The sequence below is a fragment of the Sphingomonas liriopis genome (assembly GCF_024211255.1).
In the GTDB taxonomy this organism is placed as follows: Bacteria; Pseudomonadota; Alphaproteobacteria; order Sphingomonadales; family Sphingomonadaceae; genus Sphingomonas; species Sphingomonas liriopis.
Window position 1 is genome coordinate 24,465 of sequence record NZ_JAMLDY010000001.1, and the last position, 25,516, is coordinate 49,980.

Genomic DNA, 25,516 nt, shown 5'->3' on the forward strand with positions numbered 1-25,516 from the left:
GTCCGGGGTGACGAAGGAATTGGGGATAGCGTTCGACCATCCCAAGCGCGCTGACGCTATCCGACGACCTAGCCCGTTCGCGCCGAGCCTGTCGAAGCACCTTGACGTTCAACGGCCGTCGCGACCGCCTACATCTCCCCGCGCTGCCGCCGGATCGCATACCACTTCTTCACGTTGGCATTGTGCTGGTCGAGCGTATCGGCGAACACATGCCCGCCGGTGCCGTCGGCGACGAAATACAGCGCGTTCGACTGCGCCGGATCGAGCACCGCGTCGATCGACGCGCGCCCCGGATTGGCGATCGGCCCGACCGGCAGCCCCGCCTCGGCGTAAGTATTATAGCCGTTCTTCGCGTGCAGTTCCGACCGCAGGATACGCCGCCCCAGCGGGCGCCCCCTGGTGATCGGATAGATCACCGTCGGATCGGCCTGCAACGGCATGCCCCGCTTCAGCCGGTTGGCATAGACCGCGGCGACGGTGCGCCGTTCGGAGGGCTTGCCCGTCTCCTTCTCGACGATCGAGGCGAGGATGATCGCCTGCTGCGGGGTCGTCACCGCGATCCCCGGCTTGCGCTTGGCCCAGGCGGCGGCGAGGTAGTCGGCCATCGCCTTCTGCATCCGCGCCACCACGCTTGCGCGCGTGTCGCCGCGCTGGAAGGCATAGCTGTCGGGCAGCACCGATCCCTCCGCCGGCACCGGCACGCTGCCGGTCAGCCCGTCCGCCTTGGCGAGCGCGTCATGGACGAGGACCGAGGGATAGCCCTCCGGTACCACGACCAGCCGTTGCAGCACCTTGCCACCCTGCAGCATCTTCAGGATGTCGGCGGGGCTCGTGCGCGCCGGGATGCGATATTCGCCCGCCTTGATCGGCTCGCCAGACCCGAAGACGCGGGCGAGCAGGCGGAAGCGGCTCGCCGAACGGATCGCCCCCGCCGCCTCCAGCGCGCGCGCGGCGGAGGCCAGGCTGCTGCCCTCGGCGACCTGCACGGTCAGCGTACGCGGCGCCGGGCCGCTGCCGCCCCAGCCCTGCACCACCAGAAACGCCGCGACGAGCGCGAGGAGGCCGATCAGCAGACCGAGGCAACCGACTTTCCGCACGCGATCAGATCGCCTTCATCACCAGCGATGCGTTGGTGCCGCCGAAGCCGAACGAATTGTTGAGCACCGCCTTTACCTCCCGCTTCTTCGCGACATGCGGGACGAGATCGACGCCCTCGGTGCCCTCGTCGGGATTGTCGAGGTTGAGCGTCGGCGGCACGATTTGGTCGCGCAGCGCGAGGATGCAGAAGATGCTCTCGACCGCGCCGGCGCCGCCGAGCAGATGTCCGATCGCCGACTTGGTGCTCGACATCGACGCGCCCGACAGATCGTCGCCGAACACGCGCTTCGCCGCGGCCAGTTCGATCGTGTCGGCCATCGTCGAGGTGCCGTGCGCGTTGATGTAATCGATGTCCGACGGCTCCATTCCCGCCTTGCGCAGCGCCATGCGCATCGCGAGTTCAGCGCCCTTGCCCTCGGGATGCGGCGCGGTGACGTGATAGGCATCGCCCGACAGGCCGTAGCCGACTACTTCGGCATAGATCTTGGCGCCGCGCGCCTTGGCATGCTCATATTCCTCGAGCACGACGACGCCCGCGCCCTCGCCCATCACGAAGCCGTCGCGGTCCTTGTCGTAGGGGCGGCTCGCCTCGGTCGGGCGATCGTTCATGCTCATGTTGAGCGCGCGCGCCTGTGCGAAGCCGGCGACGCCGAGCGGGTTGACCGTGCTCTCCGCCCCGCCGGCCAGCATGATGTCGGCATCGTCGTCGCGGATCATCCGCGCGGCGTCACCGATCGAATGCGCGCCGGTCGAACAGGCGGTGACGACCGCATGATTCGGCCCCATCAGCCCGTATTTGATCGACACCTGGCCGCTGATGAGGTTGATGAGACGGCCATGGACGAAGTGCGGGCTGACCCGGCCGGGCCCGCGCTCGTGCAGGTTGATCGATTCGAGTTCGATGCCCGGCAGGCCGCCGATCCCCGACCCGATCGAGACGCCCGCGCGCAGCTTCGTCGCCTCGTCCATCTCGGTGAGGCCGGCGTCTTCCAGCGCCTGTCCCGCGGCGTCGATGCCATAGATGATGAACGGATCGACCTGGCGCTGGACCTTGTGATCGACGCGCTTGTCGGGGTCGAAGCCGTATTCGTGATCCTTGGGCTTCACCTCGCACGCGATGGTGCATTTCTGCCCCGTGGTATCGAAGCGCGTGATCGTCCCCGCGCCGGACTTGCCCGCGATCAAATTGGCCCAGGCGGTTTCGACATCCGCGCCCAATGGCGTCACGAGGCCCAATCCGGTTACGACAACGCGCCGCATACCCTTCACTCCATTTCGTCCAGACATGTCGCCACCCGGTGATCCGGGCGGCCGATACGAAAAACGGCCCCCCGCCCGCGTTGCCCGGGGACGGGGAGCCGTTCGAATCCGGCCCTCAGCGGGCGCGGGCCAGCGCTACGCTCGGCCCCAGGATCTTAACCCTTGTGCTCGTCGATGTAGGTGATCGCGTCCTTGACGGTCGTGATCTTCTCGGCGGCATCGTCGGGGATCTCGACCCCGAACTCTTCCTCGAACGCCATGACGAGCTCGACGATGTCGAGGCTGTCGGCACCCAGGTCGTCGATGAAGCTCGCGTCCTCGGTCACCTTGTCGGCTTCGACGCCGAGATGCTCGACGACGATCTTCTTCACGCGGTCGGCGGTCTCGCTCATGTGTAATCCCTCTTCACGTTGGGGGGTTTTTGATACTTCCTGAACGCCCGTAGAACGGGGCGGTTCAGGTGGCAAGCGTCCGTTGGGGATCGTACCGTCCGGCCGATCCCTCCGTCTGGCTCAGATCATGGCCATGCCGCCGTTGACGTGCAAGGTCTGGCCGGTGACGTATCCCGCCTCGCGGCTGGCGAGATAGACCACCGCGGCGCCGATATCGTCGCCGGTGCCGAGGTCGCCCGCCGGAATCCGGCCGAGCAGCGCGCTCTTCTGCGCCTCGGGCAGCGTGTCGGTCATCGCCGACCGGATGAAGCCGGGCGCGACGCAATTGACCGTGATGTTGCGGCTGGCCAGCTCCTGCGCCAGCGCCTTCGACATGCCGACGAGGCCCGCCTTGGACGCGGCATAGTTCGCCTGCCCCGGATTGCCGGTCTGCCCGACCACCGACGTGATCGACACGACTCGCCCGAAGCGCTGCTTCATCATCGGCTTGGCGGCGGCACGGATCAACCGGAACGCGGCCTCCAGATTGACGCGGATCACCTGATCCCACTCGTCATCCTTCATCCGCATCGCGAGATTGTCGCGCGTGACGCCGGCGTTGTTGACAAGGATATCGATCCGCCCCCCCAGCGCCGCGACCGCCTGCGGCACCAGCGCATCGACCGCGGCAGCATCCGACAGGTCGCACGCCACCGCGACATGGTCGCCGTTAAGGCTCGCCCGAAACGCCTCCAGCTTGTCCGCATTGGACCCCGAAACCGCCAACCGAGCCCCCTGCCCCGCCAGCGCCCTGGCGATCGCGGACCCGATACCCCCCGATGCGCCCGTGACGAGCGCGGTCATGCCTGTGAGATCGAACATTCTTCGCAATCCTTATTGATTCACGCGAAGACGCGAAGACGCGAAGGTGTCGTGGCCGTTGACGATACGTCGCAGCCCTTCCTTGAGCGTTGCGCCTCCAAAGTTGATGAGCAGCCCGAGGGGCTGATCGGTCAGTCGAAGGTAGGTGAGCAATTGCTTGGCATGAGCGGCGTTCAGCCGCTCCACCGACTTGATCTCGACGATCAGCGATCCCTCGACGATCAGGTCAGCCTTGAAGGCCGCCTCGAACGACAGCCCTTCGAAAGTGAAAGAGACCGGCATCTGCCGGCGAACGTCATAGCCCAGCTGAGCAAGCTTCGCAGCCAAGACCGTCTCGTAGACGCTTTCCAGCAGACCAGGTCCGAGATCACGATGAAGACGAAACGACACGTCGATGACATCCGAGGCAGCCGCCTCAAGATCGACCATCTTCGCGTCTTCGCGTCTTCGCGTGAACATCACACCTTCTTAAGCAAATCCTCGATGTCGTCCATCGTCACCACGCTGATCGCCTCGACGTCCGGGGCGATGCGCTTGACCATCGGGGAGAGGACCTTGCCCCCGAATTCGACGAACTGCGTCACCCCCGCCGCCGCCATCGCCAGCACCGATTCGCGCCAGCGGACCATGCCGGTCACCTGTTGGACCAGCGCCACCCGGATCGCGCCCGGGTCGGCGATCGCGACCGCGTCGACGTTGGCGAAGACCGGGACCAGCGGCGCGGCGATGCGTGCCTCCGCCAGCGCGGCGTCCATCGCGTCGGCGGCGGGCTGCATCAGCGGGCAGTGGAAGGGCGCGGACACCGGGAGCAGCACCGCACGCTTGGCGCCGAGGTCCTTGGCCAGCGCCACCGCGCGTTCGATCGCGGCGCGGTGGCCCGAGATCACCACTTGGCTGGGATCGTTGTCATTCGCCACGGTGCAGACCAGTTCCTCGCCGCCCTCGGCGAGGATCGCGTCGACCGCGGCGCCGGCGATCGTCTGCGCCTTGTCGAGGTCGGCGCCGAGCAGCGCCGCCATCGCGCCCTCGCCCACCGGCACCGCCGCCTGCATCGCCTGCCCGCGCAGTTTCAGCAGCCGCGCGGTGGTGGCGAGATCGAACGTCCCCGCCGCGCACAGGGCGCTATATTCACCGAGCGAATGGCCCGCGACGTAATCCGCCTTGTCGGCAAGCCGCACGCCGCCCTCGCGCTCCAGCACGCGCAGCGTGGCGATGGCGTTGGCCATGATCGCCGGCTGCGCATTCTCGGTCAGCTGCAGATCCTCGGCGGGCCCTTCGGTCATCAGCCGGAACAGATGCTGACCCAGCGCTTCGTCGATCTCGCCGAACACCTCGCGCGCGACCGGGCTTGCCTGGCTGAGCGCCTTGCCCATGCCGACCGACTGGCTGCCCTGACCGGGGAAAATGAAAGCCCGCATCGTGCCTCTCCTCTGACAACAGGAGCGCGCCACTAGGGCCGCGGCGGCCCTCACGCAACCTGAACGAACCTTGCGGAGTTGCCACACCTTGCGACCGTTTTCCCGGGTCGGTGAAAGAGGTGTGCGACACATCGCCCCCATCTTCCATTCGACGCCGAGACACACGGCGCCTGTTTCGAATGGGAGTATGAGTGATGAAGAAGCTGATCCTGAGTGCGATCGCCGCCACGCTGGTCGCCAGCCCGATGATCGTGAGCGCCGCCGAGGCCGCGCCGCAGCGCGAGCGGACCGTCACCACCGTCAGGGAGCGCCCGAACGGCCGCACCGTCGTGACGCAGCGTACCACGGTTCGCAATAACGCCCCCCGCGCATGGCGCGCCGGCCAGCGCTTCGACCGCCGCTACGCGACCAACTATCGCGTCGTGCGCGACTATCGCACCTATCGCCTCGCCGCGCCGCCGCGCGGGCACTATTGGGCGCGCTCGGGTCGCGACGCCGTCCTCGTCCGCGACAACGGCACCGTGGTCCGCGTGATCCAGCGCTCGTTCCGCTAAGCCGGCTTGCCTTTTGCCGGTGATCCGGTAAGGGAGCCCACATCCGGGGTGGAGAGCCAGTCTCTCCGCCCCGGTTCGTATTGAAGACGACAGCCGGAGGGGCGACGCGCATGGGGCGCTCGTCAGCGATCGGCCAACGAAGGACAAGGCATGGCTCTGTACGAGCACACGTTCCTTGCGCGCCAGGATCTGGCACAGGCGCAAGTGGACGCGCTGGCGGAAACCGCCACCAAGATCATCCAGGACAATGGCGGCCGCGTGGTCAAGACCGAGACGTGGGGCCTGCGCAGCCTCGCCTATCGCATCGCCAAGAACCGCAAGGCGCATTACGTCATGCTCGAGATCGATGCCCCGGGCAACGTCGTCGCCGAGCTGGAGCGCCAGACCCAGATCAACGAGGACGTCATCCGCTACATGACCGTCAAGGTCGACGAGCTGGAGCAGGGTCCGACCGTCATGATGCGCAAGCAGGAGCGCGATCGCGAGCGCCGCGGCGATCGTGAAGGTGGACGCGAGGGTGGCCGTGACGGCGGCCCGCGTGGCGACCGCCCCGACCGTGGCCCCCGTCGTGACCGTGAAGAGGAGGCCGCATAATGGCTCGCCCGTTTTTCCGCCGCCGCAAGTCGTGCCCGTTCAGCGCCAAGGATGCGCCCCGGATCGACTATAAGGACGTCCGTCTGCTCCAGGGCTTCGTGTCCGAGCGTGGCAAGATCGTGCCGTCGCGCATCACCTCGGTGAGCGCGAAGAAGCAGCGCGAACTCGCCCAGGCGATCAAGCGCGCCCGTCATCTGGGCCTGCTGCCCTACGTCGTTAAGTAAGGAGTCCGGAACATGGACGTCATTCTGCTTGAGCGCGTCGAGAAGCTCGGCGCCATCGGCGACGTGGTGAAGGTCAAGGACGGGTTCGCCCGCAACTTCCTGCTGCCGAACAAGAAGGCGCTGCGCGCCAACGAAGCCAACCGCAAGGTGTTCGAGGCGAACCGCGCCCGCATCGAATCGGACAACGCCAACCGTCGCGGCGAAGCCGAGAAGGAAGCGGTCGCGTTCAAGGACGCGAGCGTCACGCTGATCCGTCAGGCGTCGAACACCGGCCAGCTGTACGGTTCGGTCGCGGCGCGCGACCTGGTCGACGCGCTCGTCGCCGACGGCCACAAGGTGACCAAGAGTCAGGTCGTGCTCGACAAGCCGATCAAGTCGATCGGCCTGTACGACGTGCGCGTCGCGCTACACCCGGAAGTCGCGGTGACCGTCAAGGTCAACGTCGCCCGCTCGCCCGAAGAGGCCGAGATGCAGGCGTCGGGCGTCGATGTCATGGCATCGATGTTCGAGCGTGACGAAGCCGGCTTCATTGAGGATTACGATCCCAATGCCGAACCGGGCGCCACCGCCGAGGTTCAGCCGGAGGCCGAGGAGCAGGTGCAGGGCTGACCCCTTCGCCGGCTTGTCGCCGACGCATCGAAAAGGCCGCCCGGTAATGCACCGGGCGGCCTTTTTCGTATCGATCGTCGCGTTTGCCAAGCGGCAGGATCAAGCCGTTGCAATCACCCCCGTTCGTGCTGAGCCTGTCGAAGCACTTGTTTCGACAAGGGACGGCGTCGCGTGCGGAGACCAGCCCTTCGACAGGCTCAAGGCGAACGGTGAAAAACCGGATCGACCTGAAGGCGTCGCCCTACGGGCAGGTGACGCAGGCGCCGACCACCGCTGCCAGCGGGATCAGGGCAAGGACGACGGGAAAAATCTGTTTCATGGGTCCGAAATCCTCTGCGGATAGCGGACGGTTCAATGCGCGAGGCCGGCAAAGGTTTCCGGCAGATGAACGCGTCGGCAGCCTTTGCGTCCACGATGCTCACCGGTAATATCCTGCACGTTCGGATACTTGGCAGCATCGACTTTAACATATGTGAAGTACAATGTCCGCTATGGACGGACTTATGCCTGCCGCCACGTTTCACGTCGCCGTCGACGCCGCCCGCGCCCTGGTGCACATCCGATTGGCCGGATTCTTCACCGTACCCGATGTCCGTGCCTTCGCCGCCACGTGGCACGTCGAGCATGACCGATTGCGCGGTGCGCCTAACCAGCACGTCACGCTGTGCGACCTGTCGCAGATGAGCATCCAGACGCAGGACGTCGTTGCCGCCTTCACCGAAGTGGTGCGCGATCCCCGGCGCCAGGGGCGGTTGCTGGCAATGGTCGTCGGCGCCTCGCTCGCCCGGCATCAGGCCAAGCGGCTCAATATTCCCGACCGCCCCGGCGTCGCATTTTTCTACGACACGGCCGAGGCGGAAACGTGGCTGTTCAGCGCCGACCGAACAGCCGCTCGATATCCCCATGCGCCAGTTTCACCCAGGTCGGGCGGCCATGGTTGCACTGCCCGGAGTGCGGCGTAACCTCCATCTCGCGCAGCAGCGCGTTCATCTCGGCGACCGACAGGATCCGCCCGGCGCGCACCGAGCCGTGGCACGCCATCGTCCCCGCCACCGCATCGAGCCGTTCGCGCAGCGACAGCGCCGAATCGAACGCCGCGAGTTCGTCGGCGAGATCGGTGACGAGCCCGCTCGGATCGGCCTGCCCGAGCAGCGCCGGTGTCGCGCGCACCAGCATCGCTGCCGGGCCGAACCGCTCCAGCTCCAGACCCAGTTCGGCGAGCTCCCCGGCACGCGCCTCCAGCCGGTCGCACGCGGGCTCGTCGAGTTCGACCACCTCGGGGATCAGCAGCGCCTGCGCCGCGACGCGGCCGCCGACGAGCGCGGCGCGCATTCGTTCGAGCACCAGCCGTTCGTGCGCGGCATGCTGGTCGACCAGCACCAGCCCATCCTCCGCCTCGGCAACGATATAGGTCTTGGCGACCTGCCCGCGCGCGACCCCGAGCGGGTGTGCGCCGGTGTCGGGCGGCGGTGCCCAGGCGGGCTCGGCGCGGGCTGCGGGGGGTGCGGTGAAGAAGGTCGGGCGGTCGCGAACGAGGCTACCCATTCCCGTCACCCCAGCGAAAGCTGGAGTCTCCGTGAGGAACGGACTGCCCTGCGGTGGGAGACCCCAGCTTTCGCTGGGCTGACGGTCGGAGAAGGCATGTGTCGGGTCTTCCGCCCGCCACATCGCCAGCGCCGCATCGCTCGGCCGCTGCACGCTGCGGTGCCCCGCCGCATCCAGCGCGCGGCGCAGCCCCGACACGATCAGCCCGCGTACCATCGCGGGATCGCGAAACCGCACCTCGGTCTTCGCCGGATGGACGTTCACGTCGACCTCGCTCGCCGGCACGTCGAGGAACAGCGCCACCACCGCATGGCGGTCGCGCGGCAGCATCTCGGCATAGGCGCCGCGGATCGCGCCCATCAGCAGCCGGTCGCGCACCGGCCGGCCGTTGACGAACAGATATTGGTGATCGGCGACGCCGCGGTTGTAGGTGGGCAAGCTCGCCACCCCGCCGAGCACCAGTCCGTCGCGCTCCAGATCGATCGGCACCGCATTGTCGACGAGCGCGCGGTCGGTCAGCGCCGCCACCCGCGCGGGCCGGTCCTCCGCCTGGCTCGCGGCGAGCGCGCGGCGGCCGTCATGCTCCAGCGTGAAGGCGATATCGGGCCGCGCCATCGCCAGCCGGCGTACCGAATCGAGACAAGCGGCATATTCCGCCCGCGCCGAGCGCAGGAACTTGCGCCGCGCGGGCACGCGGCCGAACAATTCCTCGACGATCACCCGCGTGCCGGGCGGCAGCGCGGCGGGCCCCTCGCGCACCACCGCGCCATTGTCGACCACCCGCGCCCAGCCCTCGGCATCGCGCACGCGACTCTCGATCGTCAGCCGCGCGACACTGGCGATCGAGGGCAGCGCCTCGCCGCGGAAGCCCATCGTCGTGACGTTCTCGATCGCCCCCTCTTCCCCGACAAGGGCGTCGGGGAGCTTGGACGTCGCATGCCGCTCCAGCGCCAGCGCCATGTCGGCGGGCGTCATGCCGCAGCCGTCGTCGGCCACCTCGATCCGCGCAAGGCCGCCGTCGGACAACACCACCGCGATGCGACTCGCACCGGCGTCGATCGCGTTCTCGACCAGCTCCTTCAACGCGCTGGCGGGCCTTTCCACCACTTCACCGGCGGCGATGCGATTGACGAGATGTTCGGGCAGACGGCGTATTGACACAGCGGATGCTCTATACCAAGCGGACGCATCCCGCGAGCCTTACGCATGACGTGACGAACTTCCTGGCCGACACGGTCTGCGGCGGATGATGCGGACCTATTTGCGTCCCGAACACGGAACCCAGCGCCCGATGGCATTTCCATTTCCCCGCTTCTTCAAGTTCATGTCCCACGACATGGCGATCGATCTCGGCACCGCGAACACGCTGGTCTACGTCCGCGGCCGCGGCATCGTGCTCAACGAACCGTCGGTGGTGGCGGTCGAGACGATCAACGGCGTCAAGCGCGTGAAGGCGGTCGGCGACGACGCCAAGCTGATGATGGGCAAGACACCCGGCTCGATCGAGGCGATCCGTCCCCTGCGCGACGGCGTCATCGCCGACATCGACGTCGCCGAGGAGATGATCAAGCACTTCATCCGCAAGGTGCACGGGCCCCGCAAGTTCGCGCGCTGGCCCGAGATCGTGATCTGCGTGCCGTCGGGCTCGACCAAGGTCGAACGCCGCGCGATCCGCGACGCCGCGTCGAATGCGGGCGCCAGCCAGGTCTACCTCATCGAGGAGCCGATGGCCGCCGCGATCGGCGCCGACATGCCCGTCACCGAGCCGATCGGTTCGATGGTCGTCGACATCGGCGGCGGTACGACCGAAGTCGCGGTGCTGTCGCTGCGCGGCCTCGCCTACACGACGTCGGTGCGCGTCGGCGGCGACAAGATGGACGAGGCGATCGTCAGCTACGTCCGCCGCAACCACAACCTCCTGATCGGCGAAGCCACCGCCGAGCGGATCAAGCAGGAGGTCGGCATCGCGCGTCCGCCCGCCGACGGCATCGGCAAGATCATCTTCATCAAGGGCCGCGACCTCGTCAACGGGGTGCCCAAGGAGATCCAGATCAACCAGGGCCAGATCGCCGAGGCCTTGTCCGAGCCGGTCGCGACGATCGTCGAGGGCGTCCGCGTCGCGCTGGAGAATACCGCGCCCGAGCTCGCCGCCGACATCGTCGACCAGGGCATCGTGCTCACCGGCGGCGGTGCCTTGCTCGAAGGGCTGGACGAGGTGCTGCGCGACGAGACCGGCCTGCCGGTGACCGTCGCCGAGGACCCGCTGACCTGCGTCGCGCTCGGCACCGGCCGCGCGCTGGAGGATCCGATGTTCCGCGGCGTGCTGCAGACCGGCTGACGCAAACGGAACACGCGTAAGGCGTACCTACTCTCAAGAGACGGGGGGACCGGCGCATGGCGCCTGCCCGCGACCGTCGCACGGGCTTCTCGCGGCGGCGGCAATATTCGACGTTCTTCGGCTACGTGCTCGCGGTGGCGGGCGCGGTGGTGGGGGCGGCCTTGCTCGTCGCCTCGGTGTTCAATCCGCCCGCGTTCAGCGCGGCGCGGATGGGCGTTGCCACGCTGACCGCCCCCGTCGCCAGCGTGATCGACACGCTCGCCGATGCCGCGGCGAGCGTTCCCGCCGCGATCGGCAGCTGGTTCCGCGTCCATGGCGAGAATACGGCGTTGCGTGCCGAGGTGAAACGCAGCCGCGCGCTGCTCACCGCCGCGCGCACGATCGCCTACGACAACCGCCGCCTGCGGGCGTTGCTGGCGGTACGCGACCGCACGCCGGAGGCGGTGGCCACCGCGCGCCTCGTCGGCTCGACCGCGTCGAGCGGCCGCCGCTTCGCGCTGCTCAACGCCGGGCGCTTCCAGGGCGTGCGGCCGGGGATGCCGGTGCGCGGGCCCAACGGCCTCGTCGGGCGGGTGCTGGAGACGGGACCGATCGCCGCGCGCGTGCTGCTGGTCACCGATCCCGAAAGCCTCGTCCCCGTCCGCCGCACCCGCGACGGGATGCCCGCGATCGCCGCCGGACGCGGCGACGGCCGCGTCGATATCCGCTCGGTCAACGCGACCAACGTGCGCTTCGCCACCGGCGACATGTTCGTGACCTCGGGCACCGGCGGGCTCTATGCCCCCGGCGTGCCGGTCGCACAGGTCGAGAGCGCCGGCGCGGACAGCGTCGTCGCCATCCCCTACGCCGCCCCCGATTCGCTCGATTTCGCGCTGGTCGAACGGCCGTTCATGCCGATGCCGCCGTCCCCGCCCGCGCGCCCGGCGGCACCCTGAGCGCGTGAGCCGGAATTCCATCGACTATCGGCCGTTCGAGCCGCCGCTGCCCCCCGGCAGGGCGCGGGCGCTGCCGTGGGCGAGCGTGCTCGGTGCGTCCGCGCTCACCGCGGTGCTGCCGGTCGTCGCCAGCCTGCCGCTGATGCCGCCGCTCGGCCTCATCCTGCTGCTCACCTGGCGGCTGCTCGCGCGCTTCGCCTTGCGCCCGTGGGCGGCGGCACCGCTCGGGCTGTTCGACGACCTCGTCAGCGGTCAGCCACTGGGGTCGGCGGTGCTGCTGTGGTCGCTCTGCTTCATCGCGATCGAGATGATCGAACAGCGGCTGGTATTCCGCGATTTCTGGCAGGACTGGCTGATCGCGAGCGGCGCGATCGCCTTCTGCCTCGCGATCGGGCGCTGGATCGCGCTCCCCCTCGGCGCGCACGTCGATACCGTGCTAGTGGCGCAGATCGTGATCGCGGTGATGCTCTTTCCTCTGTCGGCGCGCCTGGTGGCGTGGATCGACCGCAAGCGCGGTGCCGCGGCATGATGCGCCGCGCGCCGCGCATCGTCACCGAGGCGATGCAGACCTACAGCTTCTCGCGCCGCGCCTGGCTGCTCGGCACCGCGCAGGGTGCGGTCGGCGTGCTGCTCGCCGCGCGGATGGGCTGGCTGGCGATCGCGCAGAACGAGAAATACAATCTCCTCGCCGAAAGCAACCGCGTCAATCTGACGATGATCCCGCCACGCCGCGGCTGGATCGTCGACCGTCATGGCGCGCCGGTCGCCAACAACCGCACCGATTTCCGCGTCGACATCATTCCCGACCGGCTGGAGGGCGGCGACGCCGGGCGCGACCGCGTGCTGACGCTGCTCGCTAGGCTGCTGGCGCTGCCGCCCGAAGAGGTCGAGCGCATTCGCATCGATCTGGACCATGCCGCCGGATTCCAGCCGGTGCAGGTCGCCGAGAACATCAGCTGGGACCGCTTCGCCGCGGTCAGCCTGCGCCAGCCCGAGCTGCCCGGCGTCGCCCCCACTCGCGGCTTCGCGCGTGCCTATCCCGCCGGAGCCGCGGTCGCGCATCTCACCGGCTATGTCGGCGCGGCTAATGCCGAACAGTTCAAGCAGACGCGCGATCCGCTGCTCGTCACGCCGGGCTTCAAGCTCGGCAAGGACGGCCTCGAAAAGCAGCTCGAGACGCAGCTGCGCGGCACGCCCGGCGCCAAGCGCGTCGAGGTCACCGCGCGCGGCAAGGTCGTCGCCGAACTGCCGACCCGCGCCGACGTGCCGGGCAAGACGCAGCGGCTGACGATCGACGTCGGCCTACAGGAATATGCCGCGCGCCGGCTCGGCACCAATTCGGGATCGGCGGTAGTGATCGACTGCCGGACGGGCGAGACGCTGGCGATGGCGTCGATGCCCGCCTACGACCCCAACAGCTTTTCCGACGGGATCAGCCATCTCGAATGGAAGATGCTGTCCGACGACGACCATGTGCCCCTGATGAACAAGGTCACGCAGGGTCTGTATCCGCCGGGATCGACGGTGAAGCCGCTTGCCGGCCTCGCGCTGCTCGAGGCGGGCGTGCCCGCCAGCGACCACGTCAATTGTTCGGGCGTCATCCGCATCGGCAGCGGCCTGTTCCACTGCCACAAGCGCAGCGGCCATGGACCCGTCGATCTGAAGCGCGCGATCGAGCAGAGCTGCGACGTCTATTTCTGGGAAATGGTCCGGCGCATCGGCTACGACAAGGTGGCGCCGATCGCGCATGTCATGGGGCTCGGCGAGAAGTTCGACCTGCCCTTCTCGACCCAGCGCTACGGCACCGTGCCCGATTCGGCGTGGAAGCTGCGCAAGTACAAGGCGCGCTGGACCGTCGCCGACAGCCTCAACGCCGCGATCGGCCAGGGCTATGTCCTCGCCAATCCGCTGCAGCTGGCGGTGATGGCGGCGCGGATCGCGTCGGGCCGGGCACTGTTGCCCAGCCTGCTTGCCAATCGCGTCCACCTCGACGTGCCAGCCTTGCCCGTCGCCTCGGAGCATCTCGCAACCGTGCGCGACGCGATGTACGGTGTGGTCAACCAGGGCGGCACCGGCGGCGCGGCGCGGCTGCTGGTGCCCGGCGTCGCGATCGCCGGCAAGACCGGCACCGCGCAGGTCCGTCGCATCACCATGGCCGAACGGCGCAGCACCGGCGTGCTCAAGAACGGGCAATTGCCCTTCAAGATGCGCGACCACGCGCTGTTCGTCGGCTTCGCGCCCGCCGACAACCCGCGTTACGCCATCGCGGTGGTGCTGGAGCATAACGGCCATACCGTCCGCAATCTCGACACGCCGATGATCGGCCGCGACATCATGACTTGGCTGTTCGACCGCGACCGCGCGATCAGGAGCCTCGCCGAGGTCGAGCCGACCTGGGGTGGCGATATCCAGACCCGCATGACCGCGCAGGCGGATGCCTATCGCGCCGCGCAGTCGCCGCCGCCCGCCGCCAACGCCACCAAGACCGATCCCTCCGTTCCGAGCGATTCGGACGCGGTGGAGGCCGCAACGGACCTCGCCAACCAGACGCAGGCGGCGCTCGCCCCCGCCGTCGCCAACGGCGATCTCGCGCCCGACGACGGCGCCCCCGAACGGACGGCACCATGAGCCGCACGCGCCTCGTCCCCGATCCAATCGCGCGGCTGCCGTGGCGCGTCATCCTGCTGGTGGTCGCGATCGGCGCCTTCGGCCAGGTCGTGCTCTATTCCGCCGCAGGCGGCTCGCTCCAGCCCTGGGCGCTGTCGCAGGGGATCCGCTTCTTCGTGCTGCTCGGTGCGGCGCTCGCCATCTCCTACGTCCCCGAACGCGTGTGGAAATCGTCGGCGCTGCCCGCCTATGTGGTGATCGTCATCGCGCTGGTGCTGGTCGAGCTGGTCGGCGCGGTGCGCGGCGGCAGCCAGCGGTGGCTCGATGTCGGCATCCGGTTGCAACCGTCCGAATTCATGAAGCCGGTGATCGTCCTCGCCTGCGCGCGCTTCTACGATATGCTGCCGCCCGGCGAGACGCGGCGGTTCGGCGCGATCTGGCCCGCCGCGCTGCTGATCGGCATCCCCGCCGCGCTGATCGCCAAACAGCCCGATCTCGGCACCGCGCTGATGGTCTGCGGCGGGGGGATCATCGTCATGTTCCTGGCGGGCGTGCCGATGCGGCTGTTCATCGGCGGCGCGCTGGCGCTGTCGATCGCCGCGCCGATCGCGTTCAACTATGTGCTGCACGACTATCAGCGCAACCGCGTGCTGATCTTCCTCGATCCCGAAAGCGACCCGCTCGGCACGGGCTATCACATCAGCCAGTCGAAGATCGCGATCGGTTCGGGCGGGCTGTGGGGCAAGGGCTTCCTCAACGGCACGCAAAGCCATCTCGACTACCTTCCCGAAGGCCACACCGACTTCGTGTTCGCGACGATGGCTGAGGAATGGGGCCTGGTCGGCGGCTGCCTGCTGATCCTCGCCTTCCTCCTCGTCATCCGCTGGGGCGTCAACGTCGGGCAGCAGGCGACGACCCGCTTCGCGCGCCTGACCGCGGCGGGCCTCGCCACGACGATCTTCTTCTACGTCGCGATCAACCTCTCGATGGTGATGGGCCTCGCCCCCGTTGTCGGCATCCCCCTGCCCCTCGTCAGTTTCGGCAGTTCGGCACAGATGACGGTGCTGCTGTGCCTGGGCATCCTGATGTCGATCGACCGCCAGAACCGCCGCGCGGTGCGCTGGTAGGGCAAAAAATGCCGCGCCCGCAAAAAAGGGTTTGCAACCTGCGGATCGGCTGCTAATTGGCCGCCTCCCGACGGGGCCGGCGCCTCTCCAAAGCGCCTTTCCAAGCCAGTCGAATGGACGCATAGCTCAGTTGGTAGAGCAGCTGACTCTTAATCAGCGGGTCCTTGGTTCGAGCCCAAGTGCGTCCACCACCTTTCGTCATTGCCAGACTGATGTTTCCGGCCCGAGCGCTTCGATAATTCGGCAAGTGGCGACCGTGCCCCCATCACAGGATTCGATCACGGCTTTCAGTTCGCGCCGCAAGGCCGTCAGATCGGTGATCTTGCGTTCGACCTCGCGCAGATGCCCCTCTGCGATGCGGTCCACTGTCGCGCAATCGCGCTGCCGGTCATCCGACAACGTCAGCAGCGCGCGGACCTGATCCAGCGAAAAGCCCAAATCTCGCGCGCGGCGGATGAACGACAGTCGCCCTAGCTCGGCCGCGCCATAATCCCGATAGTTTCCGCTTGTCCGAGGCGGCTTCGGCAGGAGACCGATCCGTTCGTAATAGCGGATGGTCTCGATCTTGGTCCCAGTCGCTTTTCCCATATCGCCGATCGTCAACGCCATGCTCTTGACCCTGTAGTAGCTACAGGGTCCATATAGGCGATCGCGTTAAGAATTTCGAGGTGACGACACGGCAGGTGGATGCTGCGGCGGCTGTGAAACGACCCTGCCAACCCAGCACAAAGCTTGGCGGCGCGTGCCGTGGATTGCGCTGGCGATCAATGCAGGCATGTTCACCGTGAAGATCGTCGCCGGCGTCGCCGCGCAATCGGCCTCGCTCAAGGCTGATGCGCTCGATTTTCTGGGATACAGCGCCAACTACACGATCAGCCTGGCCGTTACTGGTCTCGCGCTTCAATTGCGGGCGCGTGCCGCGTTGCTGAAAGGTGCGTCTTTGCTGCTGTTCGGCCTCTGGATCCTAGGCAGTACGGTCTGGATGGCCGTCGCGGGCACGTTGCCGAAAGCGGAAACGATGGACTCATCGGCGTGCTGGTATTGATCGCCAATCCGGCCTGCGCGATGATGCTCTTTCAATCGCCCCCGAACCGGAAGCGCACGCCGCCATTGATCGTCCGTCCGTCGAGCGGCCCCCACGCATCGACTGTCCAGGCGCCATCTGGCGCACGGCGCGGCAGCAGCAGCGGATCGTAGCGGGTCTGGCGGAAATTCAGCAGGTTCTCAGCATTGATGAACAGGCTGACTTTCCCGAGCGTGAGTTCGCCCATAGCGCCCAGCTCGACATAGGGGCGGCTGTGGGTTCGATAGGGATTGTCCTCCAGCGCCTGCCGGCCGGTGTAATAGGCTTCCAGCCCGATCCGGCCACGGCCATGCTTTTCCCACACCGCCGTCAGCCCTGCCGTATTGCGGGGGGTCAGCGGAACAAGGCGCCGGCCCAGACCATCCGGATAAGGCTCGCGCGCATCCGTGAGGACGTAGCTGCCGGTGAAGGTGATTGCCTCCCAGCGATAACGCAGCAGCAGTTCGGCCCCGCGCGTGCGCGTCACGCCATCGGCGTTCACCAGCTGGGCGCGGGTCGCGCTTGCGTCGCGAAGTTGCACGGCATGGTCGATGTTGGAACCGAACAGCGTCAGGCTGGCTTCGATCGGCCCCCGCGCATAGCCAAAGTCGATCGAGGCGGTATCGGCCGTCTCAGCGCGTAAACCGCGCAGCGGCTCGATGCGAGACAGTCCCACCGCTTCGACCTCTTCGATGAAAGGCGTTGAGGCATAGAAGCCTCGGCCAACCGAGGCGCGTACGGTCCAAGGCCCCGGCTTGAACAACATCGACACGCGCGGGCTGACCCGCGTGCCATATGCGCTGTGATCGTCCAGACGGGCACTTCCCGCCAATGTCAGATCAGAAAGCAGCTTCTGCTCGATCTGCGCGAAAACCGCCGGCACGCGATAGGTGTAATCGAACGCCGGGAACGTGCGCGAGCGGTAGCTGTCGATCTGATAGGCTGCGCCAGCGAGCCATGTCATGCCGCCGGTGCCGCCGCCCAGCGAGGCTTCAGTCAACAGGGTGCGATGGCGATCATTCTCCACGACGGCGCCGAACGTGTGCCGATGCCACTGTGTCACCCCGGACGCGCGCAGATAGAGCGTGCCGATACCCTCTATCGGCGTCTGCGCATTCAGGCCGGCATCGAGACGCCGGCTGCGCTGATCCTGGGGAAAGGGCAAACCGTCGGGTGCCACCCGCCCGGGAAGCGTTCCGCCCCGGCGCTGCTCGGTCAGAGTGCCTACGGTGAGATAGACTTTGCTGCCGCTCCCATCGTCCCAAAAGAGCCGCGGTCGCAACGTCCAGCGCTCGTAGCCCGGTATGTTAGCCCAGCCGTCACCGTCTATGTCCTGCCTATCCTGCCGGTTGAAGCCGCCCGTCAACGAGTAGCCGAACGTGTCGGTCAGAGGGCCGGAATTATAGGCGGTCACGTCCTGCCCGCCACGACTGGTCGCGTTCAGCAGCAACTCACCCTGCTGTTCCGGCGCGGGCCGGCGCGACACGAGGTTGATGACGCCGCCCAGGGCAGAAGGGCCATAGAGCGCGGAAGCCGCACCCTTGATGATCTCGACCTGGCCTAAATCGGTCGGCGCGATCTGAAGCAGGCCGAGTGCGGGTGCCTGACCGCCGTAAAGCGGCAGGCCATCCGCGAGGATTTGCGTATAGCGGCCCTTGAGGCCCTGCACGCGCACGTTCGCCGCCCCGAGCGCAGGCGACGTGACCTGCACGCGTAAGCCGGGCGTCTCATTGACCATCATCGCGATATTGCCTGGAGTCATGAGGATTTTTTCCTCAACCTCTTCCCGGTCCAGCACTTCGACCCGGATCGGCTCGTCCTGCACCCGGCGTCCCGTGCGGGTCGCCTGGACGATGATGTCGTCACCTTCGTCAGGCTCCGTCGTTGCCGGGCTGTCTTGGGCGGCGGCCGGGATCGGCGCGATCATGGCTGCAGAGAACGCCACGATCGCTGGCACGACCAGCTCACGAAAATGAACTTCAAACGTCAAAATACCGTCCCAATTTTGCGCCGCAATCCATGCGACGGTTCTCAGGCACGGCGCCATAGAGGCTGTAGTTACTACAGGGTCAAGCTCAGATCGATCGTCCGACCGTCGAGGTCAGCAAGCGCCCCCTCAGCCTTCGATGGCGAGATCGATCGCGACGACGCCCACCGTGTCATAAGGTCCCATCGCCTCGAGGACCGGCGTGATACCGTCGAGACCCACGGTCTGGCTGACGACCTTGCCGGGATCCAGCAGGCCGTTCTCGCACATGGCCAGCATGGCACCGTAGCGGTGCCCCTGAAGGCCGAAAGCGCCGTAGAGCTCAAGCTCGTTGAGCAGGATGACGTCGATCGGCAGCGGCACGTAGCCGGCCTCCACCCGCGTCGTGTGGCCGATCTGCACGTGCCGTCCGCGTTTGCGCAGCGAAAGGACGGAGTTGAGACAGGTTTCCGCGATGCCGAGCGCGTCGATCGATACCTGCACGCCGCCCCGGGTCAGATCGCGGATTGCCTCGACCGGATTGGCCTGGCGCGGGTCAATGACATGGGCGGCGCCCAGCTTGCCGGCCGCGTCGCGCGCCCCTTCGGAGGTGTCGACAGCGATCACCCTCGCACCGACCGCGGCGGCGATCTGGATGGCGGACAGCCCCATCCCGCCACAACCGTGCACCGCGACCCATTCGCCGCCGCGCGTGTTCGCCTGATCGACCACGGCTCGAAACGCCGCCATGTAGCGGCAACCGAGGCTGGCAGCATCGAGCAGCGACATGCTGTCAGGCACGCGCACGAAGTTCTCGTCCGCATAGCGGACCATCGAATATTCCGCGAACGCCCCCCAGAAGGACACGCCGGGGACCAGCGTATGGCCGATGTCGCAGATATGCTGGTGCCCGTTGCGGCATTGCGCGCAGTCGCCGCAGCCCAGGTTCATCGGATAGACGACCCGGTCGCCCTTCTTCCAATGCCCGACCTCCGAACCGACTTCCTCGACGATGCCGGCGAACTCATGCCCCAGCACGAAGGGCGGCTCGATCGACAGGCCTCTGAAGGTCCAGTCGCCGGTCCACAGATGCCAGTCGGTACGGCAGATGCCGTTGGCGCCGATCCGCACGATCGCGCCATCGGGCGGACATTCAGGATCGGGAATGTTGCGCACCACGAGGGGCTTTTCCAGGACTTCGACGACGGCAGCGCGCATGACGGCCTCCATTCTTGCATGATCGACCAAGAATGAAGCCTTGCGATCCGAAGTCAAGCGGATTATTTGTTGTTCAATCAACAATGGAGATGAGCGATGGCCGGACGGCCACGGCAGTTCGATCGCGATGCCGCGCTGATGAAGGCGCGGGATGCCTTCTGGGCGAGGGGCTATGAGGGCGTATCGATGGCTGATCTTGTCGAGACGCTCGGCCTGGCCTCCGCGCGTATCTACGCCGCCTTCGGATCGAAGGAGACCTTGTTCCGCGAAGCGATCGCCCTGTACGACGAGGGCGAAGGCGGGTTCGCGACCCGCGCGCTCGCGGAGGAGCCGACCGTCCATGGCGCGATCGAGCGTATCCTGATCGAGGCGATCGAGACCTATACCCGTCCCGGCCATCCGCAGGGCTGCATGGTGGTGAGCGCCGCCACCAACTGCGCCAGCGAGAATGACGGCATTCGCGAATGGCTCGCCGAGTTGCGGCGGCGTCGAACCCTATCGCTGGTCGAGCGGCTGGAGAAGGCCATTGCCGACGGCGAACTCTCACCGGACACCGATGCGCAAGCTTTAGGAGATTATTTCGCGACGATGTTGCACGGGCTGTCGGTTCAGGCCCGCGACGGTGTCCCAAAAGCGCGGCTGATGGCGAGTGTGCCGGTCGCGCTACGCAGCCTGGACTGATCCGCGCGGACCATCCGGTCGCGCTCCCGCGATCCTCCCGGCGAATTGTCGATAACGACGATATTGGGGTCGCCGGGCGATCGTTATCAAGACCTCGTGGGCCACGGCGGCGCAGCCGACCGTCCGTATAAATTGGAGACAGTGGGCAAGGTCATCGGTGCTGGACACCGCCGACGTCCTCCCATTAGGTGTCCACTTGCGTGGCTCTCGCCCGGCGTTGACAAAATCACGATCGATCCTTGGAATGCGTCCACGTAAACATGGGGTGTGCGGCATGCGTCGGACCCGACGCGTTCTCTGATCCGTCCCGTCATAGAACGACAAGAACGGTTCCGAAGAAGGCGCCTCGAGACCGCCAAAGCGGCCGCTCGGGGAGAGTGGTTATGATAAGCAGATTCGCGAACAAGGGCATTATCATCATCGGCAGCGGCAGCGGAATTGCGTTCCGCGTAGGCTATTCGCATCTGTTCGATCTGAGTGGGCTGGCACGTTGACGCCGAATATCAGTGCGCACTACCAAACCAAATCCAATGTGTCTTATCTGAGCGACCAGCCTATGTTAACGAGGCGCGGTGGCGAAGCGATGTGCTTGTCCGTTACGAGATGCAAGGCAAGCACTTCTCTGTCGAAGGGTTTGTCAACACAATTCGACAACAATCAGCCGCCGGGATTTGCCTTCGGTATAGCGGACACCTTGTTCCGAGGATTTGGCCAGCCGCGGACTTTTGGACTGCGTGTCGGTGCGCGCATCCAACATGGACGGTGTTGTCACGAGAGGCGCGTCAGGATCGTCAAGGCAACGCGGGCCTTTGACGATGGCCGCCTCAATCGCGGATAGATTGCCAGTGGCGAATGGAAAGGACAGTCATGCCTGAAGTACAGTTCACGAGGCGCAGCTCGCTTGCTGCCATGGCCGGGGCATCGGTGCTCATGGCGACCTCAGCCTGGGGCGCCGGTCGATCCAGATCGCTTTTCAACCTCGACGACCGACCGCTGGGGATCCAGCTCTACACGCTCAATGGCGAGTTCACGTCCGACCCCGAAGGCATGTTCCAGGCGCTATCGCGGATCGGATATCGGCGGTTCGAGTGCGATCTGGAAAGGATGGCCAAGCCTGGGTTTCGGGCCGCGGCGGCTCGCCATGGTCTGTCCTGCAACAGCGTGCACCTCAACCCCATGGCGCTGGAGAACGATGCGGACTTCCCCGCTCTGATCGAACGCGCCCGTGCGGCCGGCGTGCGCTTCGCCGGCGTGTCCATCTTCCCTTTCTCGCCGGCTTTGCTTCAGGGCAACCGCGATCCGATAGAGGTGGCGCTCTCCCGGATCGCAGCAAGCAAGACGCTCGATGACTGGCGTCGGATCGCCGACCTCTTGAACCGCCGAGGTGCTGCGTTCCGGCAGGCCGGCATCCGCCTGTACTACCACAATCACAACGTCGAGTTCCGCCGGTTGGAGGGAACCACCCCCTTTGCCGTGCTGATGAAGCACACCGATCCTGGGTCGGTCTCGTTCGAACTCGATGTCGGCTGGGTCGCCGCGGCCGGCCTCGATCCGGTAGCGGTCATCGCGGCGCATCCGGGGCGTTTTCGCCTGATGCACGTAAAGGACATCAAGAAGGGGACGGCGCCCAATTACGAGATGAAGCAGATACCGGCCGAGGTGGGCTCCGGCAGTCTCGATTGGCCCAAGCTGATCGGTGCCGCACGCCGGGCAGGCATCACGGAATTCTTCGTCGAGCAGGAACCGCCCTTCGCCCGTCCACGGATCGAGGCGGCGGAAATCAGCGCGAAGTACCTGCTGGGGCTAAGAGCATGAGCGAAGCAGCGCGGCGGCTGGGTTGAAGGGAGTTGCTTGTCGCGCTTGGAATATGCGACGTGGCGGTCCACATCGGTCTGCGCGTGATTCCGCATGGAGAGACCGCTCCAGCCGCCGAGTTCGTTGCCGCGGACCGATCGCTGGTCGCGGCCATGGCAGACGCCTCCCGCTTCCGCCCGGCGTTGCGTGATGCGGCGCGGCGGATGCTGACCGAATGGCTGCAAGGCGTGCGGGCGTGACGGCGACGCTGGCGGATGTGACCGCCAATCTGAAGCTCGTAAAATCCCGGATCGCGGCAGCGGCTCTGCAATCCGGCCGCGCAGGCGATGCGGCGCGGTTGGTCCTCGTCACCAAGACGATCGAGCCGTCCCGTATCCTCGAAGCCGTTCGCGCAGGACAAGTCGACCTTGGCGAGAACAGGTGCAGGAGGGCGCCCGCAAGGCGCAAGCGCTGGCGAAAGAAGCGATTCGCTGGTCGATGACCGGCCATCTGCAGAGCAACAAGGTCAAGGAGGCGCTGCGCCCGCAGGGCATCGATATCCCGATAAAGCGTCCGGATGGAAATGCCGAGCACATTGGCGAGCACCTGCCCGGATGCCGGCCGCCTGCGTCGCCGAAGAACCTGAAGCAGCTCAAGAAGCCGGTCCGCGCGCGCCATCCAGCCTCCTCGCCTGGCATGTCATTCGGTTCTCATGGGCTGCCAGATAATGGATCGGGTAACGCTGACAAAGGTGGACGGTGCATGATCGCCCGACGCTTGCCGTGCCTGGCGCGAATTGCCTGACCAACGCGTCGATCGTCACCTGCACCCGCGCGGTCTTGTAGAGATCAGCGTGGGCGACGAGCCAGACATCGAACGTGCCGGCGCGATCGGGCATGATCCGCACCAGCTCGGCTTCGGTATCGGCGCGGTAGCAGGGCAGTTCGGCCACGCCGATACCGGCGGCGGCGGCGTCGACGAGTGTGACCGACGACGATGCCCGCAACACGATCCTCCCGCCGGCGACCGATTCCCCGCACAGCGCTTCGGGCCCCGTCGGCGTGACCTTCTGCTGATAGGCGATGAGATCGTGGCCCGCGAACGCGCCACCGGCGACCGGCGTACCGCGCAGAGCGAGATAGGCGCGTGCGGTGTAGATGCCCGTTTCCAGCGTCGCCAAGCGCCGCACGATCAGGTCCGGCGCATCCGGCCGCAAGGTGCGGATGGCGATGTCGGCCTCACGCCGGGTGAGGTTGGCGATGTCCTGCGAGGTCAGGCAGACGATCTCTATGCCGGGATGCGCCTGTCGCAGGCTGGCGATCGCGGGGAGCACATACCGCTTCGCGAGCGAGTCTGTTGTCGCGATCCGCACCGATCCGGTCAGCCGCTCGTCGAGCCCCAATACCCGGCGCTCCATCTGCGCGACGGAGCGCTCGATCGCCTCGGCCGGTTCGACCAACGCCTCCCCGGCCGGCGTCAGCACGTACAGGGACGGCGTGCGCAAGAACAACCGTGCGCCGAGTTCGTCTTCGAGAGCCGCCAGACGCCGCCCGACCGTCGCCTGATCGACCTTCAGTTGACGAGCGGCGCTGCGCAGCGTGCCGGCGCGCGCCACCGCCAGAAAGAAGCGGGCATGGTCCCAGTTCAATGCGGCCTTCTCCACCGTTCAAAATCTACGATGCATCCATGCATCATGATAATGCATAAGCGCTGCTTTGTTGCATCATTTTAACTCTTAAAATTGAAGCGGACAGGAGATGTCCGATGATGCGATGCGACACTTTGGAGGGCAGCAACGCCGATAACGCCGGCATCGAACATGACGCGATCTCAGCGAGGCGGCGCAGGCTATCCCTCTGGCTGGTGGCAGGCGGTATGTTCATGGCGGTGCTGGATGCTACCATCGTCAATGTCGCGCTGCCGGCGATGCGCGCCGATCTCGATGCGACGGTCGGCGGCCTCGCCTGGATCGTCGATGCTTATACGCTCAGCATGGCGGCGCTGATCCTCGCCGGCGGCATCCTCGCCGATCGCTGGGGCGCCAAACGCGTCTATCTTGTCGGCCTCGCGCTGTTCGCCGCCGCCTCCGCGATATGCGGGGGCGCCGCCACCGTCGCCTGGCTTGTCGCGGCGCGCTTCATGCAAGGTGCGGGAGCGGCGTTGTTCCTCCCCGCCTCGCTGGCGATCGTGCGGAGCGTCTTCAACGATCCCGACGATCGGGCGAAGGCGATCGCGACATGGGCCGGCATCGCCTCCGTCGCCGCCGCGATCGGACCCGTTGCCGGTGGCGTTCTGGTGGGCGGCTTCGGCTGGCGCAGCGTCTTCTTCGTCAACCTGCCCACCGGCCTGCTCGCGTTCATGCTGACGGCGTGGATCGTGCCGGACAGGTCGGTGCAGCGCGCGCGGAGGTTCGACTGGGCCGGGCAAGTCGCGAGTATCGTCATGCTCGGTGCCCTGTGCTTCGCCGCGATCGAATGTCCGGAACGGGGCGTCGCGTCACCGGCGGTCTGGCTGGCCGGTGCCATCGCGGCTGGCGCCGCCACCGCCTGGTTCCTGATCGAACGCCGGGTCCGCGACCCGATGGTTCCGCTCGTCTGGTTCCGCAACCCGGTGTTCGTCGCCGCCAATCTCGTCGGGTGTCTCGTCTATGTCGGCTATTTCGGGATGCTGTTCGTCCTGAGCCTTTACCTGCACGGCGACTACGGGCTCGACGCGCGCCAGACCGGGCTCGCCTTGTTGCCCGTCGCGGCGAGCCTGACCGCCGGCAACGTGATCGCCGGCAGGCTGCAGGGCCATATGTCGCCCCACGGACTCATCGCCGGCAGCCTGATCCTCGCGGCGCTGTCGGTGCCGCTCGCCGCGGAACTGTTGGTCGCCCATGCGGCTTGGCCGGCGATCGTGGCGGCGCTCGCCATCTTCGGCGCCGGCACGTCCGCCTCCGTGCCGCCGATGATTGCGGTCGTGCTCGAACAGGTTCCCGAAACCGCGTCGGGCGTCGCGTCGGGCCTGCTGAACGCCATGCGTCAGATCGGAAGCCTGTTCGGCGTCGCCGCCGCCGGCGCGGCCGTGGCGCTCGCGCCGAACTGGTCGAGCGCCTTGTGGCGCGTGACGATCCTGGCCGCCGCCGTCTACGCGCTTGCGGCTGCGCTGGCGATAGGCTGGATCGGTCGGCGCAACGTGCGACCGGATGCCCATATCTGACCGGAAGGGGGCGGAAAGCCTGCCTTGCCCG

The 25,516-nt window shown here is 66.9% G+C and carries 28 protein-coding genes, 1 tRNA gene and 1 pseudogene; 18 read left to right on the forward strand and 12 right to left on the reverse strand.

All coding sequences use genetic code 11. The features are described 5' to 3' along the window. Positions 1-128: 128 nt before the first annotated feature. The 6 genes from mltG to fabD all read right to left on the reverse strand — a co-directional run bounded on the left by mltG (position 129) and on the right by fabD (position 5,029). Entirely contained in the window at positions 129-1,097 is a 969-nt protein-coding gene (gene mltG / locus M9979_RS00120) for an endolytic transglycosylase MltG (protein ID WP_254287301.1), read from the reverse strand. Positions 1,098-1,101: 4 nt separating this feature from the next. After that, complete coding sequence (fabF, locus tag M9979_RS00125; protein ID WP_254287302.1) at positions 1,102-2,358, reverse strand: beta-ketoacyl-ACP synthase II; 1,257 nt, start codon at positions 2,356-2,358, stop codon at positions 1,102-1,104. Between the two features lie 155 nt (positions 2,359-2,513). After that, on the reverse strand, positions 2,514-2,750 hold the full coding sequence (locus tag M9979_RS00130) for an acyl carrier protein (RefSeq protein ID WP_019515010.1): 237 nt from the start codon (positions 2,748-2,750) through the stop codon (positions 2,514-2,516). A 120-nt stretch (positions 2,751-2,870) separates the two neighbouring features. Continuing rightward, positions 2,871-3,611 carry a 3-oxoacyl-[acyl-carrier-protein] reductase gene (gene fabG / locus M9979_RS00135; protein ID WP_254287303.1) on the reverse strand — a complete coding sequence of 247 codons (741 nt, stop codon included), beginning with the start codon at positions 3,609-3,611 and terminating at the stop codon, positions 2,871-2,873. Positions 3,612-3,623: 12 nt separating this feature from the next. Further along, entirely contained in the window at positions 3,624-4,040 is a 417-nt protein-coding gene (locus M9979_RS00140) for a GxxExxY protein (protein ID WP_254287304.1), read from the reverse strand. Positions 4,041-4,069: 29 nt separating this feature from the next. Continuing rightward, positions 4,070-5,029: an ACP S-malonyltransferase gene (gene fabD, locus M9979_RS00145; protein WP_254287305.1), complete on the reverse strand. Its 960-nt coding sequence runs from the start codon at positions 5,027-5,029 to the stop codon at positions 4,070-4,072. Between the two features lie 194 nt (positions 5,030-5,223). Here fabD and M9979_RS00150 point away from each other — a divergent pair, with 194 nt between their 5' ends. From M9979_RS00150 to M9979_RS00175, 6 genes are all read left to right on the forward strand, one after another. Beyond that, positions 5,224-5,583, forward strand: coding sequence for an RcnB family protein (locus M9979_RS00150; RefSeq protein WP_254287306.1), 360 nt, complete (start codon positions 5,224-5,226; stop codon positions 5,581-5,583). Positions 5,584-5,733: 150 nt separating this feature from the next. Next, positions 5,734-6,177: a 30S ribosomal protein S6 gene (gene rpsF, locus M9979_RS00155; RefSeq protein WP_254287307.1), complete on the forward strand. Its 444-nt coding sequence runs from the start codon at positions 5,734-5,736 to the stop codon at positions 6,175-6,177. Further along, positions 6,177-6,401: a 30S ribosomal protein S18 gene (gene rpsR / locus M9979_RS00160; protein WP_007403456.1), complete on the forward strand. Its 225-nt coding sequence runs from the start codon at positions 6,177-6,179 to the stop codon at positions 6,399-6,401. Before rpsF ends, rpsR begins: the two co-directional genes overlap by 1 nt. A gap of 12 nt (positions 6,402-6,413) precedes the next feature. Next, the gene (gene rplI, locus M9979_RS00165) at positions 6,414-7,010 is read left to right on the forward strand and encodes a 50S ribosomal protein L9 (protein ID WP_254287308.1); all 597 of its coding nucleotides are present in this window, start codon (positions 6,414-6,416) and stop codon (positions 7,008-7,010) included. 46 nt (positions 7,011-7,056) lie between these two features. Beyond that, positions 7,057-7,353, forward strand: coding sequence for a hypothetical protein (locus tag M9979_RS00170; protein ID WP_254287309.1), 297 nt, complete (start codon positions 7,057-7,059; stop codon positions 7,351-7,353). Between the two features lie 160 nt (positions 7,354-7,513). Beyond that, positions 7,514-7,972, forward strand: a complete 459-nt coding sequence (locus tag M9979_RS00175; protein WP_254287310.1) for a hypothetical protein — start codon at positions 7,514-7,516, stop codon at positions 7,970-7,972. Here the strand turns inward: M9979_RS00175 and mutL are convergent. After that, positions 7,881-9,716, reverse strand: a complete 1,836-nt coding sequence (gene mutL / locus M9979_RS00180) for a DNA mismatch repair endonuclease MutL (protein WP_254287311.1) — start codon at positions 9,714-9,716, stop codon at positions 7,881-7,883. The genes M9979_RS00175 and mutL overlap by 92 nt on opposite strands. 130 nt (positions 9,717-9,846) lie before the next feature. Here mutL and M9979_RS00185 point away from each other — a divergent pair, with 130 nt between their 5' ends. From M9979_RS00185 to M9979_RS00210, 6 genes are all read left to right on the forward strand, one after another. Next, positions 9,847-10,893: a rod shape-determining protein gene (locus M9979_RS00185; protein ID WP_277998318.1), complete on the forward strand. Its 1,047-nt coding sequence runs from the start codon at positions 9,847-9,849 to the stop codon at positions 10,891-10,893. 56 nt (positions 10,894-10,949) lie between these two features. Continuing rightward, on the forward strand, positions 10,950-11,828 hold the full coding sequence (locus M9979_RS00190) for a rod shape-determining protein MreC (protein ID WP_254287312.1): 879 nt from the start codon (positions 10,950-10,952) through the stop codon (positions 11,826-11,828). Between the two features lie 4 nt (positions 11,829-11,832). Beyond that, entirely contained in the window at positions 11,833-12,357 is a 525-nt protein-coding gene (gene mreD / locus M9979_RS00195; RefSeq protein ID WP_254287313.1) for a rod shape-determining protein MreD, read from the forward strand. Further along, positions 12,357-14,456 (forward strand): penicillin-binding protein 2, encoded by a 2,100-nt coding sequence (gene mrdA / locus M9979_RS00200; protein WP_254287537.1) that lies wholly within the window; start codon positions 12,357-12,359, stop codon positions 14,454-14,456. Before mreD ends, mrdA begins: the two co-directional genes overlap by 1 nt. After that, positions 14,453-15,562: a rod shape-determining protein RodA gene (gene rodA, locus M9979_RS00205; RefSeq protein WP_254287314.1), complete on the forward strand. Its 1,110-nt coding sequence runs from the start codon at positions 14,453-14,455 to the stop codon at positions 15,560-15,562. The genes mrdA and rodA overlap by 4 nt, the downstream gene beginning before the upstream one ends. Positions 15,563-15,677: 115 nt before the next feature. Further along, positions 15,678-15,753 (forward strand) — tRNA-Lys (locus M9979_RS00210). A 7-nt stretch (positions 15,754-15,760) separates the two neighbouring features. On the opposite strand, the gene M9979_RS00215 is transcribed toward M9979_RS00210, so the two are convergent. After that, entirely contained in the window at positions 15,761-16,171 is a 411-nt protein-coding gene (locus tag M9979_RS00215; protein ID WP_254287315.1) for a MerR family transcriptional regulator, read from the reverse strand. Positions 16,172-16,304: 133 nt separating this feature from the next. On the opposite strand from M9979_RS00215, the gene M9979_RS00220 reads away from it, so the two are divergent. Then, positions 16,305-16,607, forward strand: a complete 303-nt coding sequence (locus M9979_RS00220) for a cation diffusion facilitator family transporter (protein ID WP_254287316.1) — start codon at positions 16,305-16,307, stop codon at positions 16,605-16,607. Between the two features lie 31 nt (positions 16,608-16,638). Here M9979_RS00220 and M9979_RS00225 read toward each other — a convergent pair whose 3' ends face one another. Further along, complete coding sequence (locus M9979_RS00225) at positions 16,639-18,672, reverse strand: TonB-dependent receptor plug domain-containing protein (protein ID WP_254287317.1); 2,034 nt, start codon at positions 18,670-18,672, stop codon at positions 16,639-16,641. Positions 18,673-18,741: 69 nt separating this feature from the next. Then, positions 18,742-19,809 carry an alcohol dehydrogenase catalytic domain-containing protein gene (locus tag M9979_RS00230; RefSeq protein ID WP_254287318.1) on the reverse strand — a complete coding sequence of 356 codons (1,068 nt, stop codon included), beginning with the start codon at positions 19,807-19,809 and terminating at the stop codon, positions 18,742-18,744. A 96-nt stretch (positions 19,810-19,905) separates the two neighbouring features. Between M9979_RS00230 and M9979_RS00235 the strand changes: the two genes are divergently transcribed. The 4 genes from M9979_RS00235 to M9979_RS17315 all read left to right on the forward strand — a co-directional run bounded on the left by M9979_RS00235 (position 19,906) and on the right by M9979_RS17315 (position 22,786). Further along, positions 19,906-20,490 carry a TetR/AcrR family transcriptional regulator gene (locus M9979_RS00235; protein WP_254287319.1) on the forward strand — a complete coding sequence of 195 codons (585 nt, stop codon included), beginning with the start codon at positions 19,906-19,908 and terminating at the stop codon, positions 20,488-20,490. A gap of 867 nt (positions 20,491-21,357) precedes the next feature. Next, positions 21,358-22,305 (forward strand): sugar phosphate isomerase/epimerase family protein, encoded by a 948-nt coding sequence (locus M9979_RS00240; RefSeq protein ID WP_254287320.1) that lies wholly within the window; start codon positions 21,358-21,360, stop codon positions 22,303-22,305. Positions 22,306-22,364: 59 nt separating this feature from the next. Beyond that, on the forward strand, positions 22,365-22,544 hold the full coding sequence (locus tag M9979_RS17310) for a hypothetical protein (protein ID WP_254287552.1): 180 nt from the start codon (positions 22,365-22,367) through the stop codon (positions 22,542-22,544). Further along, on the forward strand, positions 22,541-22,786 hold the full coding sequence (locus M9979_RS17315; RefSeq protein WP_254287553.1) for a type III PLP-dependent enzyme domain-containing protein: 246 nt from the start codon (positions 22,541-22,543) through the stop codon (positions 22,784-22,786). Before M9979_RS17310 ends, M9979_RS17315 begins: the two co-directional genes overlap by 4 nt. Positions 22,787-22,860: 74 nt before the next feature. Here M9979_RS17315 and M9979_RS17320 read toward each other — a convergent pair. Continuing rightward, a pseudogene (locus M9979_RS17320) lies at positions 22,861-22,962 on the reverse strand (hypothetical protein); the annotation flags it as partial. After that, positions 22,937-23,947, reverse strand: a complete 1,011-nt coding sequence (locus M9979_RS00260; RefSeq protein WP_254287321.1) for a LysR family transcriptional regulator — start codon at positions 23,945-23,947, stop codon at positions 22,937-22,939. The pseudogene M9979_RS17320 and the gene M9979_RS00260, both read right to left, overlap by 26 nt. A 200-nt stretch (positions 23,948-24,147) precedes the next feature. On the opposite strand from M9979_RS00260, the gene M9979_RS00265 reads away from it, so the two are divergent. Further along, positions 24,148-25,485: an MFS transporter gene (locus M9979_RS00265; RefSeq protein WP_254287322.1), complete on the forward strand. Its 1,338-nt coding sequence runs from the start codon at positions 24,148-24,150 to the stop codon at positions 25,483-25,485. Positions 25,486-25,516 lie beyond the last annotated feature (31 nt).